Consider the following 16794-nt stretch of genomic DNA (forward strand, 5'->3'; position numbering starts at 1 on the left):
TCGAGCAGGGCTGGGGGCTGGTCAGCCAACGGTTCAAGCAGAGTGACTGTACCCAGCCACGCATTCGGGCCGATGACCAGGCACCCGCACGAGCGGTCTCGATCACTCCCCACGTTCGCTCATTTGCAATTGCATTCGAACATGTGCGATCCCGGGTAGCGGGCACCATGGGGCGAGAGGCCGTCGCCTCCAGGTACAGGTTGCACCTTCAACCGAGCAGGTGTTACCTGTGCATGATGCGCTTGTCGGCGGCGGGGAGGACCTAGCATGACATCGGAACCCGGGAGTGGAACTGTGGCCGAACCCCGTTGGCTCGATGATGTCGAGATGCGCGCGTGGCTGGGATATGTGTTCACCCGCGATCTCATCGCCGCCGCCGTCGGGCGTGACTCACTACGCGAATCCAATCTGACCTACGTCGAATACACCGTGCTGGCCCGGCTGGCCGACGCGCCCGACCATCGGCGCAGCTTCGCCGAACTCGCGGCGGTGCTGGAGTGGTCGCAGTCGCGGCTGTCGCATCAGATCACCCGGATGGAGAAGCGCGGGCTGGTGGCCCGGGAGTCGATTCCCGACGATGCCCGCCGCACCGCGGCCGTCCTCACCGAAAAGGGCGCGGCGGTCCTCGATTCCGCCGCCCCCTCGCATGTCGACAGTGTGCGCCGTCACATGGTCGATGTGCTGGATCGTGGCCAGCTCACCGCCCTGGCCGACATCTACGACACGCTGCTGGCCCATCACCGAAGACCGGAAACCCGCGGCGAGCACAGTGCTTGACATTCGGCACGTTCACCTTGGTTTGGTTTGGCACCCATCGGGTAGTGGGTAAGACTAGGCTCGGCACCGGCTTCCGACGGCGGTCGGCACCGAGCACACGGACGGTTATCCGGCCGTGGAAGTGAGCACCCGACCTGGCCTTAGCGAAAGGGGCAGGAATTTCCATGTCCGACGTGTCCATCGGTCTCTCGGCGGATTCCCTGCCCGCGGGTCCCGTCGACAACCTGCTGCCGCAGCTTGTCGAACACCTGCGGCAGAACCGCACCGAACTGCGCGAGGAGTGGGCCCGCCGCATCACCGATGCCCAGCTGCTGACCGCTATGACCCCCGAGGAAATCTTCTCGGAAGCCACCTCCGTCTACGACAACTACGTCGAGGTACTCGAGACCGGTAGCGTCGAAGCCCTGCAGACCTACGCGCGCGACCTTTCCGAACGCATCATCCCCCGGGGCGTCGAGACCGACGAGGTCGTCGGCATCGTGCTCCTGCTGCGAGACGTGCTGGCGCGCAGCCTCTTCGAGAAGTACCAGTCCGACTTCGAGCTGCTCAAGCTCGTGCTCGACGCCTACGAACCGGCCGCCAACCGCATCGCCAACACCGTGTCGGTGTCCTTCGTCCAGGAGCGCGAGCGCGTCATCCGCCAGCAGCAGGAGGCGATTCGCGAGCTGTCGACGCCGGTGCTGCAGGTGCGCGAGCAGCTGCTCATCCTGCCCATCATCGGTGTGCTGGACTCCCAGCGCGCCCGTCAGCTGACCGAGCAGTTGCTGCGCGCCATTCGCGCCAACCGCGCCAAGGTCGTCGTCATCGATATCACCGGTGTGCCCGCGATCGACTCCACGGTGGCCAACCACCTCGTGCAGACCGTCGACGCGTCCGGCCTCATGGGCGCCAATGTCATCATTACCGGCCTGTCGTCGGAGATCGCGCTTACCCTTGTCACCATCGGCCTGGATCTGTCGAAGATGAATGCCGTCGGTGACCTCCAGGGTGGCATCGAGGAAGCGGAGCGTTTGCTCGGCTACGAGGTGTCGCGCGTCACCGATCGCGACGGACGGTAATCAGGGCGGGGCAGATGCCGGTACCCATCCTCAAACAAGGCACATATCTGATCGCGTCGGTGCAGTCAGCGCTCACCGACGCCGATACCGAACGCCTGCAAGACGATTTGATGACCTACGTCAGCAGGTACCGTGCCCAGGGCATCATCGTCGATGTCACCGCAATCGACGTAATGGACTCCTTTGCCGCCAGATCGCTGCGTACCATCGCCCACATGACCAAGCTGCGCGGGGCGGAAACGGTCATTGTGGGCCTGCAACCCGAAGTCGCTTTCGCCATGGTGCAATTGGGACTTACCTTCGAGGACATGCACACCGCGCTGGATCTCGAAGAGGGTCTGTCGTGGCTGAACAAGAAGACCCAGAGTCGCAGCCAACGAGACGGTCGTGATCGTGGCCGCTGACGACGTGGTGATCGCGGTGAACGTGTCCAACGACATCGTGACCGCTCGGCAAGCGGGGCTGGAGTTGGCTGCCAAACTCGGCTTCTCGCTCTCCGATCGCACCATGATCGCGACGGCCATTTCCGAAGTGGCGCGCAATATCACGAGTTATGCGGGCACCGGGGAGATCCTCCTGGGCGTCCAGGATCGCGACGGCCGGCGCTCGATGGTGGTGCAGGCCAAGGACAATGGGCCCGGCATTCCAGACATTCCACGCGCCATGGAGGACGGCTTCTCCACCGGACGCGGTCTGGGACTGGGCCTTCCGGGCGCCAAGCGCCTGATGGACGGCATGCTGATCACTTCCCAGCCGGGGCACGGCACGCTCGTCGAAATGTGGAAGTGGGTGCCCACCGGTGCGTGAGGACGGTTTCATCGGCGCGGTCGAGTGGGCCGTCGCCGGTCGCGCACTACCCGGGCAACGAGTTTCGGGTGACCGGTCGGTCGTTCTGGATGCGGGCGGCGGCTCGGTGCTCTTCGCCGTGCTCGACGGCCTGGGCCACGGCGCGGCCGCCGCGGACGCCTCGGATCGGGCCGCGCAGGTGTTGTCCGAGAACCGCGCCGAGCCACTGGATGTGCTGTTGCTGCTGTGCCATCGGGCCATGTCCGACACGCGCGGCGCGGCGGTCTCGCTGGCGCTGTTCGACTCTCGCGACCGCGTGCACTGGCTCGGCGTCGGCAATGTCGAATCCCGCATCGTCGCAGCCGCTCCCGGCAAACCGGCCGTTCGGGCCACGGCCTTGCTCTCGGGCGGGATCGTCGGCTATCTGCTGCCGCCGAACCTGCAGCCGCAGACCGTGCCGGTGCGTCCCGGCGATCTGCTGCTGATGTCGACCGACGGCATCACCAGCAATTTCACCGACTCCATCGACCTGGGCAAGCCCACCGCGGAGATCACCTCCGAGATCCTGGCACGCCACGCCAAGGACACCGACGACTCGCTCGTGCTGGCCGCCCGGCATCGCGGGCATTCCCATTCCTCCCAGCCGATTCCGACGGTGAAGCCATGAGTGAGACAACGGCGTGAGTGCGGTACTGGCCGCTTTCCGCGAGGCGTACGCCGCCGCGCTACGGCTGCACCTGCGCGCACCCAACCAGAACACCCTCGCCGAAGGCTACGAGCTCGGACGGCGCGCGCTGGTCGAGGGCGTGAGCATTCTCGATCTCACCGAACACCACTTCCGGCTGCTCGAACACGACGGCATCATGCCCGCGCCCGACGGCACCGACCGCTCCGAGGCGGCGCTGGAATTCCTGCTGCAGACCATGGCGGCACTGGACGTGGCCACCCGCGGCTTCCTCGACGGCACCCGCCGCTACGAGCAACAGCGTTCACGGGCAGACGATCTCGAAGGCCGCGACGCCTTCCGCACCGCGCTGGTGGAGTCGCTGCAGGACGGATTCTTCGTCGTCGACTCCCAAGGCACGCTGATCGAGGTGAATTCGGCGTTCGGCGCGCTGACCGGCTATGGGCCCGACGGCATTCCGTACGCGCTCCCCCACCCGTGGACCGCGCCCGAGGCGCCGCGCTACCCGGACCTGGGCACCGATGCCGCCCGCTTCGTCATGCCCATCCGCCACCGGGACGGGCGGCGGCTGTGGCTGGCGGTCTCGACCAGCTCACTGGTGAAACCCGAGGACGGCGAACGCATTTTCGTCGGCACGCTGCGCGACGTCACCGCCGAGCACGACGCGCAGGCCCGCGACCAGGCGGTGTCGCGGCTGGCCACCGAGGTGGGCGCGGCCACCAGCGTGGTCGAGGTGCTCACCGTCGGTCTCGAGGAGCTGCGGCGGGCGGTCGGGGCCGAGGCGGCGGTCGTCTCGGTCTGGCCCAACCGGCACACCGGGCCGGAACTCTATGTCTCCGAAGACAACCCGTACACCGGCGCGGGCGTCGCACCCCACGACACCCAGCCGATTCCGCTGCCCGGGCACGACAACGGCCGCGAGTCCCGGCAGGTGCTCGACGCGCGGGCGCGGGCCTTACTGGATCGTGCTCGGCTGCAGCCCGGCCGGACCATGTTCGCCATCCCGGAAGGGGTGACCAGTTCCGAGGGCATCGTCGCGCCGCTGGGCGAGAGCGGCGACTCGGCGCTGTGGCTGCGTTTCGCCGCGCCCCGCGTGATCACTCCCGGTGACTGGGCGCTGTTCTCGCTGCTGGTCGGGCATCTGAGCCTGGCCGTGCAGCGCGCACGGAACTTCGATCAGGCCCGCTCCACCTCGCTGACCCTGCAGCGCGCCATGCTCGGGCCGATCGAACTGCCGCCGCGCTTCGCGGTGCACTACGAGCCCGCGCTGCCGCCGCTCGAGATCGGCGGCGACTGGTACGACGTGGTCCGCCTCGAGGACGGCACCATCGGCGTGGTCGTCGGCGACTGCGTCGGCCGTGGCCTGTCCGCCGCCGTCGTCATGGGCCAATTGCGCACCGCCGCACGGGCACTGCTGCTGCGCGGCGCGGGCCCGGCACAGTTGCTGGCCGAACTCGACACCGTCGCCTCCCGCATTCCCGGAGCCATGTGCACCACGGTGTGCGCGGCCATCCTGGACCCCGTGCGCGGATTGGTGCGCTACTCCAATGCCGGGCACATGCCGCCGGTCCTCGCCGAACCCGGCAAACGCGGGCGGCTGCTCGAGGGCGGTCGCGCGTTTCCCTTGGCCACCTTCGATATTCCGCGCCGCCCCGAGGCCACCACCGCCATGGCCCCCGGCTCCACGCTGGTGTTGTTCACCGACGGCCTGGTCGAACAGCGCAATGTGGACATCGCCGACCGCTTCGACGAACTGGGCGACGAATTGGCCCGCGTCGCCGCGCAATTGCCGCGCGAGGTCGCCGATTCGGTGCTCTCACGGCTGCGGCCCGCGGGCGGCTACGACGACGACGTCGCCATGGTCGTCTACCGGCAGCCGCCCAAGACCCTGCGCCTGGAGGTGCCCGCCGAAGCCCGTGAGCTGTCCGGTCTTCGGCGCGCCCTGCGCACCTGGCTCTCGGCGGCCGCGGTCCCGCACGACACGGCCGTGGACCTGGTGTCGGCCGCGAACGAGGCCTGCAGCAACAGCATCGAGCACGCGTACCTCGGCAGCGAGCCCGGCCGCGTCCGCCTCACCGCGGACTGCGGCGTGGACACCCTGACCATCGAGGTGAGCGATACCGGCGCCTGGCGGCCGCTGCCGGCGGATCCGGGCCATCGCGGGCGCGGCATCGCCATGATGCGCGCGCTCACCGATCATCTCGACATCGACTCCTCCGGACCGGGCACCCGGGTACGGATGTCGGTGCGACTACTGGCCGTTTCATTTTCAGCGGCCGGGCGCATGTGAATTCGGGCCCGCCGGCGCACCCGCGGCGGGCGGTTTCGGAATCCTCCGAAAGAGTGCGGTAGCTGGGAGTTTCGCTATAACGCCGACTACCGAACCAATACCGATCTGGCAGACGATGCAGCACGAACGGACGGATCATGGCAGATTTAACAAACGTGACCAACACTTCCGGAGACGGCTATCCCTTCGCCGAGTCGATGACCACCTCGGTCACCCAGCACGACACGGCAACCGTGCTCACCGTGGCCGGTGAGGTCGATCTGGCGACGGCCCCCGCACTCGAGAACGCGATAGACGCGGCCCTGACCGCCAAACCCGCCGCCTTGGTGATCGACCTGTCCGAGGTGAGCTTCCTGGCCTCGGCGGGCATGGCGACCCTGGTCGCCGTGCACAAGCGGGCCGGTGACACCCGCATCGCGGTGGTCGCCGACGGGCCCGCCACCAGCCGCCAGCTCAAGATGACCAGCCTGGACCAAGTGTTCTCGCTGCACTCCACGCTGGATCAGGCGCTGTCCGCGCTGGGCTGAAAGACCTATCCCCGGCCCGGCACTTGTCGGACCGGGGATTTTTCTGCCGCAGCAACTGATCTCGTAAGCTCCGGGTAACTCGTCGGGGACGACCAGAATCGGTTCGGCACCCAACCGCCGGCACGCGTGCGTGATCGGCAACGGCTCTCAGCCGGGCGCCGAAGTCACGGGGAGGCGGGGGAGCTCAGATCAGCTCGCGCAGCTGCTCGATGAGCTTCACGCGCTCGGCCGGGGTGGCGGCCATCGGGACCACGTTCAGGGCCGTGACACCGGCCTCCTTGAACGCGGCGACACGCTCCTTGACGAAGCCCGCCGAACCGATCAGGCAGACATCGCGCACCAGATCGTCCGGAACGGCCTTGGCGGCGGCGTCCTTCTCGCCCTTCAGATACAGCTCCTGGATGCGGTCGGCCTCCGCGCCGTAGCCGTACTTGGTGGCCAGGGTGTGGTAGAAGTTCTTGCCCTTCGCGCCCATGCCGCCGATGTAGAGGGCCAGGTGCGGCTTGACCCATTCGCGCAGGCCCTCGACATTGTCGCCGATGGCCAGCGCCGGTCCGGCGAAGATCTCGAGGTCGCCGCGGGCCGGATCACGCTTGGCCAGACCGGCTTTCACCGATTCGCCCCACACCGAGTCGGCCTTCTCCGGCAGGAAGAAGATCGGCTGCCAGCCCTCGGCCAGCTCGGCGGCCAGCTCGACGTTCTTCGGGCCGAGCGCGGCCAGCAGCACCGGGATGTTCTCGCGCACAGGGTGATTGATCAGCTTGAGCGGCTTGCCCAGGCCGGTGCCCTTACCCTCGGGCAGCGGCACCTGGTAGTACTTGCCGTTGTATTCGAGCTTCTCGCGCTTCCACACCTTGCGGCAGATCTCGAGCGCCTCGCGGGTGCGACCGATCGGGGCATCGTAGGGCACGCCGTGGAAGCCCTCGATCACCTGCGGGCCCGAGGCGCCCAGGCCCAGGATGAAGCGGCCGTCGGAGACGTAGTCCAGGCCCGCCGCGGTCATGGCGGTCAGGGTGGGCGTGCGGGTGTAGAGCTGCAGGATGCCGGAAGCCAGCTGCACCCGTTCGGTCTTCGCGGCCAGGTAGCCGAGCGCGCTCACCGCGTCGAACGAGTACGCCTCGGGCACGAACACGATGTCGAGGCCGGCCCGCTCGAGGTCGGCGACCTCGGCGGCGATCTCCTTGAAGCCGTCGGTGTAATTGATCGACAGTCCGATACGCATGCCCGGACCTTACCCAACTAATTGAATAGGTCGGCGGGTGGGTTGCCTCACCGGGCCTCGCGGTCGCTAGGGTAGGCGGCGAAATCACTCGAATTCCCGGTACTGCCAACGGAGGCCATCACTCATGACTCAGGACGCCACCAGCTTCGGTGACTCGACACTGCGGGGGTACCTGGATGAGCTGGCCGCCAAGGTGCCCGCCCCCGGCGGCGGCGCGGTCGCCGCGCTGCACGCGGCCCAGGGCGCGGCGCTGGTGGCCATGGTCGCGCGCTACACCACCCGCGCCAAGGACGCCGACAACCGCCCGGTGATCGACCGCATCATCGCCGCCGCCGACGCCGCCCGCGAACGCTCACTGGCGCTGGCCGACGCCGACGCCGCGGCCTTCACCGGTGTCGGCAACGCCTACAAGCTGCCCAAGGAGACCGAGACCGAGCAGGCCGCCCGCGCCGAGGCCATCACCGCCGCCCTCCTGCAGGCCGCCCGCGTGCCCGCCGCCGTGGTCGCCGAGGCCGACGAAATCGTCTCCCTCGCAACCGAACTGCTGCCCATCGGCAACCCGAACGTGGTCACCGACATCGGCGCGGCCGCCGACTGCGCCCGCTCGGCCGCAGGCAGCTCGCAACTGAACATCGCCATCAACGTCGCTTCCCTCGACGGCACGGCCGGCGCCGAATTCGCCCCCGTGCTGAAGCAGATCGAGGAAGTCATCGCCCGCGCCGACGCCCTGCACAACGACGTGGTCGCGGCCATCACCCGCTGAGTAGACGAAACAGTCTGCCCTGTACCCCGTTCCGTTATGGAGCGGGGTACAGCCCTTTTCAGGGCCACTACCTGGCGACACGAACTTTCGCATAGCGCCCACGCCGTGACAATGGTTACGAACCGGGAACATTTCCGAATGGGACAGATGATCAAGTCATAGGCTGAGGAACCCAGGCCCACACCCTCTCGAAGGGATGGAACGATGCGGAAAGCGATTCGCTATCTGTTCGTCGCAAGCTTCGTCGCGGCGGCAGCCGCTTTCGGAACCGGAGCCGCCGGTGCGGCAGTGACGGCGCCGAGTCTCCCAGCGGTACAGGCGATCACGCCGAGTTCAGGTCAGAAGGTCGGCATCGCGGCCCCGGTGACCATCCAGTTCGCGTCCGCGGTCACCGATCGTGCGAAGGCCGAGCGCACGGTCGATGTCCGGGCCGGGAATTCCCTCGCCGGACACTTCACCTGGCTCGACGACCGGCAATTGATGTGGCAGGCCGATAAATTCCTGCCCGTCTCGTCGCCGATCACAGTCCTCGCCGGACGCCAGACCCTCAAGTTCGAGACCAATGGCGGCACCACCGCCGACGCGGACATGTCGGCGCACACGTTCACCGTGTGGATCAACGGCGTCGCGCGCACCATGCCCGCCTCCATGGGCAAACCGGGGCGTGAGACGCCGGTCGGCACCTTCCCGGTGCTGTCACGCGAGCGCTCGGTCACCTTCGACTCCCGCACCATCGGTATCCCGCTGAGCGATCCCGAGGGCTACCTGATCACCGGCGAGTTCGCCGAGCGGCTCACCTGGGGTGGCGTGTACGTCCACTCCGCGCCATGGTCGGTCGATTCGCAGGGCAATGCGAACGTCAGCCACGGCTGCATCAACCTCGCCCCGGCCGACGCCGAGTGGTACTACGACAACGTCTCCATCGGAGACCCCGTCACCACCCATTGGTGAATTCACCAAAAAGGGCTCCCACCATGGTGGGAGCCCTTTTCTCGACAGCGGTCAGCGAGTTCTCGACAGCGGTCAGCGCGCGGCTTCGGCGGCCTGGACCACGTGGCGCATGAGCAGCGCGGTGGTGACCGGGCCGATGCCGCCGGGGACCGGGCTCAGGGCCGCGGCCTTTCCGGTGACCGATTCGGCGTTCACGTCGCCGGTGATATTGCCGTTCTCGTCCTCGTTGGTGCCGACGTCGAGGACGACCGCGCCCTCGGCGATGTGGTCACCGGTGATGAGGCCCGCGCGGCCGACCGCGGCGACCACGACATCGGCCGGGGTGGTGACGGCCGCGAGGTCGGCGGTGCGGGAGTGGGCGATGGTGACCGTCGCGTTCTCGGCGAGCAGGAGCTGAAGCAGCGGCTTGCCCACGATGTTGGAGCGGCCCACGACGGTGACCAGACGGCCCGCCAGCGGAACCTGATGGAACTTGGCCAGTTCCACGACCGCCTCGGAGGTGGCGGGCGGGAAGCCCGGCAGGCCCGAGGCGAGCAGACCCAGTGAGAGCGGGCTGACACCGTCGACGTCCTTGGCGGCGACGATGGCCGAGCTGACGTCGTCGAGGCCGACGCCCTTGGGCAGCGGGGTCTGCAGCATGATGCCGTCGACGGCCGGGTCGGCCGACAGTTCGGTGAGCTTGGCGCGGATTTCCTCGGCGGTGGCGTCGACGCCGAGATCGACGTTCTCGCAGGCGATTCCGAGGCGCTCGGCGGCGCGGTTGAGGGACTTCACGTACCAGACGCTGGCCGGGGCGTCGTTCGCGATCACCAGCGCCAGACGGGGGGCGGTGCCCTTCTCGGTCAGCGCGGCGGCGCGCTGCTTGGTGTCGGCGTTGAGGTTGGCGGCGAGTTCCTTGCCGATGAGCGAAGTCGTATCCACGGGAGCAAAGCCTATCGCGCGACCGGAAAGCCACTTCGCACCGCACACCCCGCCCCGCGCGCGTTCCCCGCTGTGATGCGGATCAAACCCGCGAAATCTGTTCGGCAAATACCCGACAACGGCGGTGGTCAGTCGTATCGTTTCCACATTCGGTTCTGAGCCAATAACCAGCAAATTGCATAGATAGCCAGCAACAGCAATGCGTCACACCCTCCGAAAGGTCGACAGCAGTGCAGATCGCCAGGCGTTTCCCCACTTTGCTCGCGGCAGCGGCCGCGGCGCTCACCATTCTCTCCACCGCCACCGCCACCGCGCACGCGGATCCCGGCGCCCTCTACAACTCGGCGCAGGACAACTTCACCAGCGGCAACGAGGCGGCCGGGCTGGCCGACCTGCGCCAATTGCTCGCCGAGTCACCCGATGACGCGCAGGCGCTGTCGCTGCAGGCGATCTGGTCGGACTACACCGGGGATCTGATCACCCGCGAGGTGGCGTTGAACCGGCTCAACGGGATCGACGGCAAGCTGGCCGACGGAACCCGGAACCTGTTCCGTGCCATCGGTGCCGCGGTCGGCACGCTGCCCAATCCGATTCCGGCCATCGCGGGGCCGCAGACCGGCATCGCGGTCCTCGGCTACGGTCTGCTGCCCGACGGGGCCATGCGTCCCGAATTGGTGAACCGGCTGCAGGCGGCCTGGCTGCAGGCGATCGCCTCCCCGATGTCGCCGATCCTGGTCACCGGCGGCAATCCGCAGAACGGCATCACCGAGGCGGCGGCCATGCAGGGCTGGCTGGTCGGCCACGGCATCCCCGCCAGCCGCATCCTCGCCGACCACCGGGCCGGATCCACGGTGCAGAACGCGCTCTTCGGCGTCCAGATGCTCAAGGACGCGGGCGCGACCAGCGCGATCGTGGTGACCTCCCCCAACCACATTCGACGCGCCGTCGCCGACTTCATCGTCGCGGGCATCCCCGTCGTCGGGGCGACCACCTCCCTGGAACAGCTGGTCTCCCAGCTCCCGCCCCCGGCCCGCAACAGCCAGCGCGGCATCTACCTCGACACCAGCCGCACCCTGCGCCTGCCCGCCGAACGCTGATCCGCTCCCCCACGCCCGGACCCTGCCCGAATCGGGCAGCCGTCCGGGCGTGCACAATGACGCGGTGAGCTCCGCCGACACCGACACCTTGGTCGCCCGCCTGCGCGCGGCGGGCTGTGTGTTCGCCGAAGACGAGGCTGCCCTGCTCCTGAGCGCCACCGCGGATCCGGACCACCTGGAATCGCTTGTCACACAGCGCCTTGCCGGGTTCCCGCTCGAACATCTCCTGGGCTGGGCCGAATTCCGCGGATTGCGTGTCGCGGTCGCACCAGGAGTCTTCGTGCCGCGCCAGCGCACCGGTTTCCTGGTCGAGCAGGCGATCGCGCTGGGTCGCGCTTCCGCCGAAGGACTCGCGGAGAACGCCACAGCAGATGCGGCCTCCGGGACGACGACAGATGTCGCCGCGACGTTGCGGTCATCGTCATCGTCATCGTCATCGTCATCGTCATCGTCATCGTCATCGTCATCGTCATCGTCATCGTCATCGAAGCGTTCGATCATCGCGCTCGATATGTGCTGCGGCTGTGGGGCGTTGGGGCTGGCCTTCACGAAAGAATTGGCGGCAGCGGGGATCCGGGCCGACTTATGGGCGGCCGATATCGAGCCCGCCGCCATCGCGTGTGCCCGCGAGAATCTCGAGCCGTTGGGCGGGAGGGTTTTCGAGGGCGATCTGTTCGAGGCGGTGCCCGTGGAGTTGTATGGGCGAGTCGATGTGCTGCTGGCGAATACGCCGTATGTACCGTCCGAGGAGATCGCGTGGATGCCGCCCGAGGCGCGGGATCATGAGCCGCGGCGGGCGCTCGATGGTGGGGTCGACGGGTTGGATGTGTTGCGGCGGATCGCGGCCGTGGCCGGTGAATGGCTCGCTCCCGGTGGGCATCTGCTCGTGGAGGAGAGTGAGGAGCAGGCGCCGGTGGCGGCGGAGATCATGCGGGCGGGCGGGTTGGCGGCGCGGATCGCGGAAGACGAGGAGTTGGGGGCGACAGTGGTGATCGGAACGCGGGCATGAGCATTCGGGGAGTGTTGTTCGATGTCGATGACACGCTCATCGACTATTCGGGGACGGCGCGAATCGGGATTCTGAAGCATCTTGCGACCGAGGGGATCCTGGATCTTTTCGAGTCGCCCGACGCGGCGGTGGCCCTGTGGCGCGGGATCGAGGACGAGGAGTATCCGCGATTCCTGAGCGGGGAGCTGACCTTCAAAGGGCAGCAGCTGGCGCGGACCCAGCGGTTCCTGGCCTATCTCGGGGTCGGCTGCGACGATCCGGTCGCCTGGTTCGCTCGCTATGCGGCACACCGGGATACGGCGTGGACGGCGTTCCCCGATGCCGCGCCCCTGCTGCGCGCCCTCGACGGTCGCACCCGGGTGGGTGTGGTGTCGAATGCCTCGAAGCCGTATCAGACCGTCAAGCTGCGCACAGTCGGGCTGCTGCCCCACTTCGGCGAGGACATTCTCTGCTCGGACGAATTCGGTGCGGCCAAGCCGGATCCGGCGATCTTCCTGGCCGGATGCGAGATGCTCGGGTTGCCGCCGGAGCACGTCGCCTATGTCGGCGATCGCTACGACTGGGACGCGCTCGGGGCCAGAGACGCCGGGCTGCGGTCGTATTGGCTGGTCCGGGAGGGATCCGGCATCGCAGCCGATGCCGGGATCACCGTCATTCGTTCACTGGCGGAACTGGATTCGCCCGCCGGGTGAGGCTCAGCTCGCCTCCAGGGACTTGCGGATCTGGGCCTCGATCTCGAGTTGCGCCCGCGCCGCGGTGAGTCCGGCGGTCACGTCGGCGGCGGTGCGCTGGGTGGCGGCCGAGACGTACTGCGCGACAGCCGCTTCGATGGTCTCGACACCCTGGGTGGCGGTGGCGCGCTGCCCGTCGCGGGCGGCGGCGGGCAGGGCGGCGATGGCCACCAGGCGGTCGTCCCAGGCCAGGGCGGCCTGCTCGAGTTCGGCGCGCAGCACGATGGTGGTGCCGTCGTCGAGGGAGTTGGCCGTGCGCAGGGTGGTCATGGCGTCACGCAGGCGGCGGTGCAGGCGCGGCTCCAGGTCGTGCGAACCCGCCCAGGAGGCGGGGGCGCGGCTCGCGGTGCCGGGGACGACCTGGTTGGCGGCCGTCGTCGCGGACTTCTGGCGCGCGGAGAGCAGCATGATCCCGCCCGCCGCGGCGGCCAGCAGGATCAGCACGATCAGCACGAAAACCAGCACGGTCAGCTCACTTTCGACGGTCGATCAACGATGGGTGGTCGGATGCGGTGGGGCGACGGTGCTGTGGCCCGGCCCGGTCGGATGCGCGGGAGTGTGATGGCCGCGCGAGGCGGCGTATACGCCGATGATCACCGCGATGATCGCGAGCACCGCCATGATCGCGGCGGCGATCTTCACCTTGCTCCACGGCCGGTCGCCGGACACCTGACCGGTGAGACCGTTGATGTACACCTGGTAGGTCGTGTTCATGTACACGACCGTCAGCAGCCAGATCGGCAGCAGCAGATGCTTGTACGCCAGCCAGTTCCACGACGTCTCGAGCTGGTGGATGCGCTGCTCGTCGCCGCCGATATCCCGGTGGACGCTGGACTCGATGGCGGACTCCATCCGCTGCCGAGCCTCCGGGAACGACTCCTCGGCGTCCTTGTCATAAGTCCGCGACAGGTGTCCCGCCACATATTCCGGTGAATACGCGCGCGCCTGCTCGATCGGCCACGGCTCCAGCGCGCGAATCCGCGCGCGGACCATATTGTCGTTGGCCAGCACGGGCAGATCGGCGAAGTCGTTGGCGACCTCGCCCTGCACGTAACTCCACCGGGTTCGCGTCTCGTAGACCGGATCGCCGTCCGAATCCGTGCCGACGCGCACCTGGTAGTGGTCACCGCGCTCGCCCTGATACCAGCTCCGGGTGTCCGCGTCATAGGTGAAATACGCGGTGTACAAACTGGAAAAGGCTCCGATCCGCCGATACTTCTTGAAGTTCGACGGCGCGAACCACCGCTTGGCCACCCACTTCTCGACCAGCTCCCGCGCCTGCTTCTCCCCCACCTGGAACGGCACCAGCCCGTCCACGGGCAACCGCGCGGGCGCATTGTGCACATCGTCGCGCTGGATCGGAGTAGCGCAATACGGGCACTTGGTCGCGGTCAAACTACCGTTGAACCCGGTGGTGCCGCCACAGTTCTGACACTTGACCTCCCACTCCCCCGTCACCTGCGGCCCGCTCGCCCCGGCCTGCACCGCCCGCAACTCCGCAATGGCAGGCCCCAACTCCCGAGCCACCACCGGCTCGTTCGGCGCACTGATCGCCGACCGATTCCCGCAGTGCGGACACAACAAATCCTGCCCCACCGGATCGAACATCAACTGCCCACCACAAGCCGAACACGGATACGTCCGAGTCATCTCCGTGCTGTGCAGCATGGCCCGATCCGGCGCCCCCGCCCCCTGCTGCGGCGCAACGCTTTCCACAGGCGCTTCCCCGAACCCAGCCCCGGGCACGATCACCGGAGCCACGATCACCGGCTGCGGCACACCTCCCACCGGCTGCCCCGGCGCGAACCCACCGGGCAACGGCGGCGGCGTCGCCCCGCGCTGCGGCATCGGCGGAGCGCCGACGGAGCCGGCAGCCGGAAGCGGCGGCGGCACAAGCATTCCCGCCCCGCCGCCCGGACGCTGGCCCTGTGGCGGGAGCGGCGGCGGACTACCTTGCCCGGGTCCTGCGTTCGGAAGCGGCGGCGGCACACCGACTCCGGGAGCGGGCGGGGTGGGTGCGTAGTTGGCCAGCGGCTGAGAGGACGGGCGCAGCGGCATCGGCGGGGGGCCGGGGCGGTCCGGCGCACCGGGCGACTGCGGTGGAACTGACGTGCCGGGGAACTGCGGTGGGGTTGCGCCGCGCTGCGGCATCCCGGTCGGGCCGGTGGACGGAAGTGGCGGCGGGACACTCATTCCCGCGCCGGAGCCCAGTGGCGGAGCGCCGAAGTTCTGTGCCGGTGGAGGCGGCGTGCCCGGCTGTGGCGGGACGCTGCCCTGGGCGGCGGGGTACGGCGGGGCCCACCGGTTCGGGTCGGCTGTTCGCTGCGCGGCCGGGTCATTTCCGGGCAGGGGTGGCGGGCCGGAGTGCTGCTGCGGTGGCTGGTTGTCGTTCATCGGGGCTCACTCGGTGCGGCGTACTCGACGGTTACGCCATTGGTGTGGAGGGACTTTGGGACGCCCCGAGGGGTCGGGCGTGGGAGGCGGGGGCGGACTCGCCCGCGGGTGACGTGCAGGGCGACGCCGCAGCGGGGTGTGTACGGGTGACGTCGTGCCGGGGTGCGGGCACCGCGTCGGCACGACGGATCCACGCATCGGGGCGGGCAGATCGGGGCAGGCGGCAACGCCGGTGGCGCGGGCGAGGGAGTGGCGGCAGCGGGAGGGGCTGCGGGGGTTCGTTTCTCACGATCGTCACTCGTCTCGGCGCGCTACCGGGCCGGTTGGGGCGGACGCCGCCGGGCCGTTACTGCGGGGGCAGGGGCGGCGGGGTGCCCGGGAGCGGGGGCGGGGTGGCGAACAGGGGCTGCAGGGCCGGGACGGTGGCGGCGGGCTGCCAGCCGGGCATGCCTTCGCTCCAGACGTTGGTGTCGCGGGTCAGCTGGCCGGACGAGACGTATTGGCGCAGTTGGTCGATCGGGAACGGGCCCGCGGCCTGACCGCCGTTGTCGAAGTGGAACTGCTGCTGGCCGGGCATCGGCGGCGGGGCCTGCTGCGGGGCGGGCTGCTGGTTGTAGCCGGGCTGCTGGGACTGGGCGAAGCCGGTCTGGGCGGGCTGCTGGGGCTGAGCGTAGGAGCCCTGCATGGCGCCGGCCATCTGGCCGCCGAGCACCACGCCCATGCCTGCCTGCATGGCCGCGCCCATGCCTCCACCCCCAGGGTTCTGGGCCGCGGCGAGCATGGCGTCGGCCGCCTGCATCTGCTGATAGCGGTTGAGATCCACGTTGTTCATGAAGCTGCCCGCCTCGACACCGCGCGCGACGCCGCGGGTCATGGCCTGCTGGATCTCCTCCGGCAGCGAGATGGTGAGGGTGACGCCCTCGATGCCGATACCGAAGCCCGAGAGGCGCTGGCCGACGAATTCGCGCAGCTTGTCGGAGACCTCGACCTGGCGGCCCTGAAGATCGATGGCGCCCAGGCCGGTTCCCAGCACCATGTCCGAGAAGCCCAGCGCCACATTGCCGCGCAGCTGCTCGCTCAGCGCGTCGGCGTCGACCTCACCGTTGGTGCCGATCATCTGGCGCAGGAACACCTCGAGGTCGGTGACCCGCACATTGGCGGTGCCGTTGGCGCGGATCTGCACCATGCCGAAGTCGCGGTCGCGGATGGTGACGGGCTGCGGTGTGCCCCAGCGCAGATCGGTGACCGGACGGGTGTTGATGAAGTACACCTCGGACCGGAACGGCGAGTTGAAGCCGTGCCGCCACCCCTGCAGGGTCGACATGATCGGCATGTTCTCGGTGGTCAGCGTGTAATGCCCGGGCCCGTACTTGTCGGCGAGCTGCCCGCGGTAGACGAAGACGGCCTGCTGCCCCTCCCGGACGATCAGCTCCGCGCCGTTCTTGATCTCGTTGTCGTAGCGGGGAAACCGCCACGCGAGCGTCGTACGAGTGTCGTCCAACCATTCGATGATGTCGACGAATTCGCCGCGGATCATGTCGAACAGGCCCATTAAGTTCTCTTTCCTCCCTCGGGGGCGCAGC

Annotated in this window: 17 protein-coding genes; 12 read left to right on the top strand and 5 right to left on the bottom strand. The window is 68.5% G+C overall.

From position 1 onward, the window contains the following. Positions 1 to 294 precede the first annotated feature (294 nt). From GPX89_RS42125 to GPX89_RS42155, 7 genes are all read left to right on the top strand, one after another. Entirely contained in the window at positions 295 to 777 is a 483-nt protein-coding gene (locus GPX89_RS42125) for a MarR family winged helix-turn-helix transcriptional regulator (protein ID WP_328602949.1), read from the top strand. 164 nt (positions 778 to 941) lie between these two features. Continuing rightward, positions 942 to 1835: an STAS domain-containing protein gene (locus tag GPX89_RS42130; protein WP_157393370.1), complete on the top strand. Its 894-nt coding sequence runs from the start codon at positions 942 to 944 to the stop codon at positions 1833 to 1835. Positions 1836 to 1849: 14 nt separating this feature from the next. Continuing rightward, the gene (locus GPX89_RS42135; protein WP_157393371.1) at positions 1850 to 2239 is read left to right on the top strand and encodes an STAS domain-containing protein; all 390 of its coding nucleotides are present in this window, start codon (positions 1850 to 1852) and stop codon (positions 2237 to 2239) included. Further along, positions 2229 to 2642: an ATP-binding protein gene (locus tag GPX89_RS42140; RefSeq protein WP_328602950.1), complete on the top strand. Its 414-nt coding sequence runs from the start codon at positions 2229 to 2231 to the stop codon at positions 2640 to 2642. Before GPX89_RS42135 ends, GPX89_RS42140 begins: the two co-directional genes overlap by 11 nt. Further along, positions 2635 to 3288 carry a SpoIIE family protein phosphatase gene (locus tag GPX89_RS42145; RefSeq protein ID WP_328602951.1) on the top strand — a complete coding sequence of 218 codons (654 nt, stop codon included), beginning with the start codon at positions 2635 to 2637 and terminating at the stop codon, positions 3286 to 3288. Before GPX89_RS42140 ends, GPX89_RS42145 begins: the two co-directional genes overlap by 8 nt. A gap of 13 nt (positions 3289 to 3301) precedes the next feature. Beyond that, positions 3302 to 5596, top strand: coding sequence for a SpoIIE family protein phosphatase (locus GPX89_RS42150; protein ID WP_328602952.1), 2295 nt, complete (start codon positions 3302 to 3304; stop codon positions 5594 to 5596). Positions 5597 to 5793: 197 nt separating this feature from the next. After that, the gene (locus GPX89_RS42155; RefSeq protein ID WP_157393423.1) at positions 5794 to 6123 is read left to right on the top strand and encodes an STAS domain-containing protein; all 330 of its coding nucleotides are present in this window, start codon (positions 5794 to 5796) and stop codon (positions 6121 to 6123) included. A 184-nt stretch (positions 6124 to 6307) separates the two neighbouring features. Here the strand turns inward: GPX89_RS42155 and GPX89_RS42160 are convergent, their stop codons facing one another. Continuing rightward, entirely contained in the window at positions 6308 to 7345 is a 1038-nt protein-coding gene (locus GPX89_RS42160; protein ID WP_157393372.1) for an LLM class F420-dependent oxidoreductase, read from the bottom strand. A 124-nt stretch (positions 7346 to 7469) separates the two neighbouring features. Here GPX89_RS42160 and GPX89_RS42165 point away from each other — a divergent pair, with 124 nt between their 5' ends. Together GPX89_RS42165 and GPX89_RS42170 are read left to right on the top strand one after the other, a co-directional pair. After that, positions 7470 to 8108, top strand: coding sequence for a cyclodeaminase/cyclohydrolase family protein (locus tag GPX89_RS42165; protein ID WP_157393373.1), 639 nt, complete (start codon positions 7470 to 7472; stop codon positions 8106 to 8108). A 204-nt stretch (positions 8109 to 8312) separates the two neighbouring features. After that, positions 8313 to 9059 (top strand): L,D-transpeptidase, encoded by a 747-nt coding sequence (locus tag GPX89_RS42170; protein WP_157393374.1) that lies wholly within the window; start codon positions 8313 to 8315, stop codon positions 9057 to 9059. Positions 9060 to 9131: 72 nt separating this feature from the next. Here the strand turns inward: GPX89_RS42170 and GPX89_RS42175 are convergent, their stop codons facing one another. Continuing rightward, positions 9132 to 9980, bottom strand: coding sequence for a bifunctional 5,10-methylenetetrahydrofolate dehydrogenase/5,10-methenyltetrahydrofolate cyclohydrolase (locus GPX89_RS42175; RefSeq protein ID WP_328602953.1), 849 nt, complete (start codon positions 9978 to 9980; stop codon positions 9132 to 9134). A 230-nt stretch (positions 9981 to 10210) separates the two neighbouring features. On the opposite strand from GPX89_RS42175, the gene GPX89_RS42180 reads away from it, so the two are divergent. The 3 genes from GPX89_RS42180 (at position 10211) to GPX89_RS42195 (ending at position 12778) form a co-directional block, all read left to right on the top strand. Next, positions 10211 to 11077 (top strand): YdcF family protein, encoded by an 867-nt coding sequence (locus tag GPX89_RS42180; RefSeq protein WP_328602954.1) that lies wholly within the window; start codon positions 10211 to 10213, stop codon positions 11075 to 11077. Between the two features lie 64 nt (positions 11078 to 11141). Next, complete coding sequence (locus tag GPX89_RS45220) at positions 11142 to 12086, top strand: methyltransferase (protein WP_328602955.1); 945 nt, start codon at positions 11142 to 11144, stop codon at positions 12084 to 12086. After that, positions 12083 to 12778: an HAD family hydrolase gene (locus GPX89_RS42195; RefSeq protein ID WP_157393375.1), complete on the top strand. Its 696-nt coding sequence runs from the start codon at positions 12083 to 12085 to the stop codon at positions 12776 to 12778. Before GPX89_RS45220 ends, GPX89_RS42195 begins: the two co-directional genes overlap by 4 nt. Positions 12779 to 12781: 3 nt before the next feature. Here the strand turns inward: GPX89_RS42195 and GPX89_RS42200 are convergent, their stop codons facing one another. From GPX89_RS42200 to GPX89_RS42210, 3 genes are all read right to left on the bottom strand, one after another. Then, on the bottom strand, positions 12782 to 13282 hold the full coding sequence (locus tag GPX89_RS42200) for a hypothetical protein (RefSeq protein WP_157393376.1): 501 nt from the start codon (positions 13280 to 13282) through the stop codon (positions 12782 to 12784). A 24-nt stretch (positions 13283 to 13306) separates the two neighbouring features. Continuing rightward, on the bottom strand, positions 13307 to 14344 hold the full coding sequence (locus tag GPX89_RS42205) for a hypothetical protein (protein WP_198347847.1): 1038 nt from the start codon (positions 14342 to 14344) through the stop codon (positions 13307 to 13309). Between the two features lie 1213 nt (positions 14345 to 15557). Then, positions 15558 to 16763: an SPFH domain-containing protein gene (locus GPX89_RS42210; RefSeq protein ID WP_157393377.1), complete on the bottom strand. Its 1206-nt coding sequence runs from the start codon at positions 16761 to 16763 to the stop codon at positions 15558 to 15560. Between the last annotated feature and the right edge of the window lie 31 nt (positions 16764 to 16794).

The organism is Nocardia terrae, from assembly GCF_009760405.1.
GTDB classification, from domain to species: Bacteria; Actinomycetota; Actinomycetes; order Mycobacteriales; family Mycobacteriaceae; genus Nocardia; species Nocardia terrae.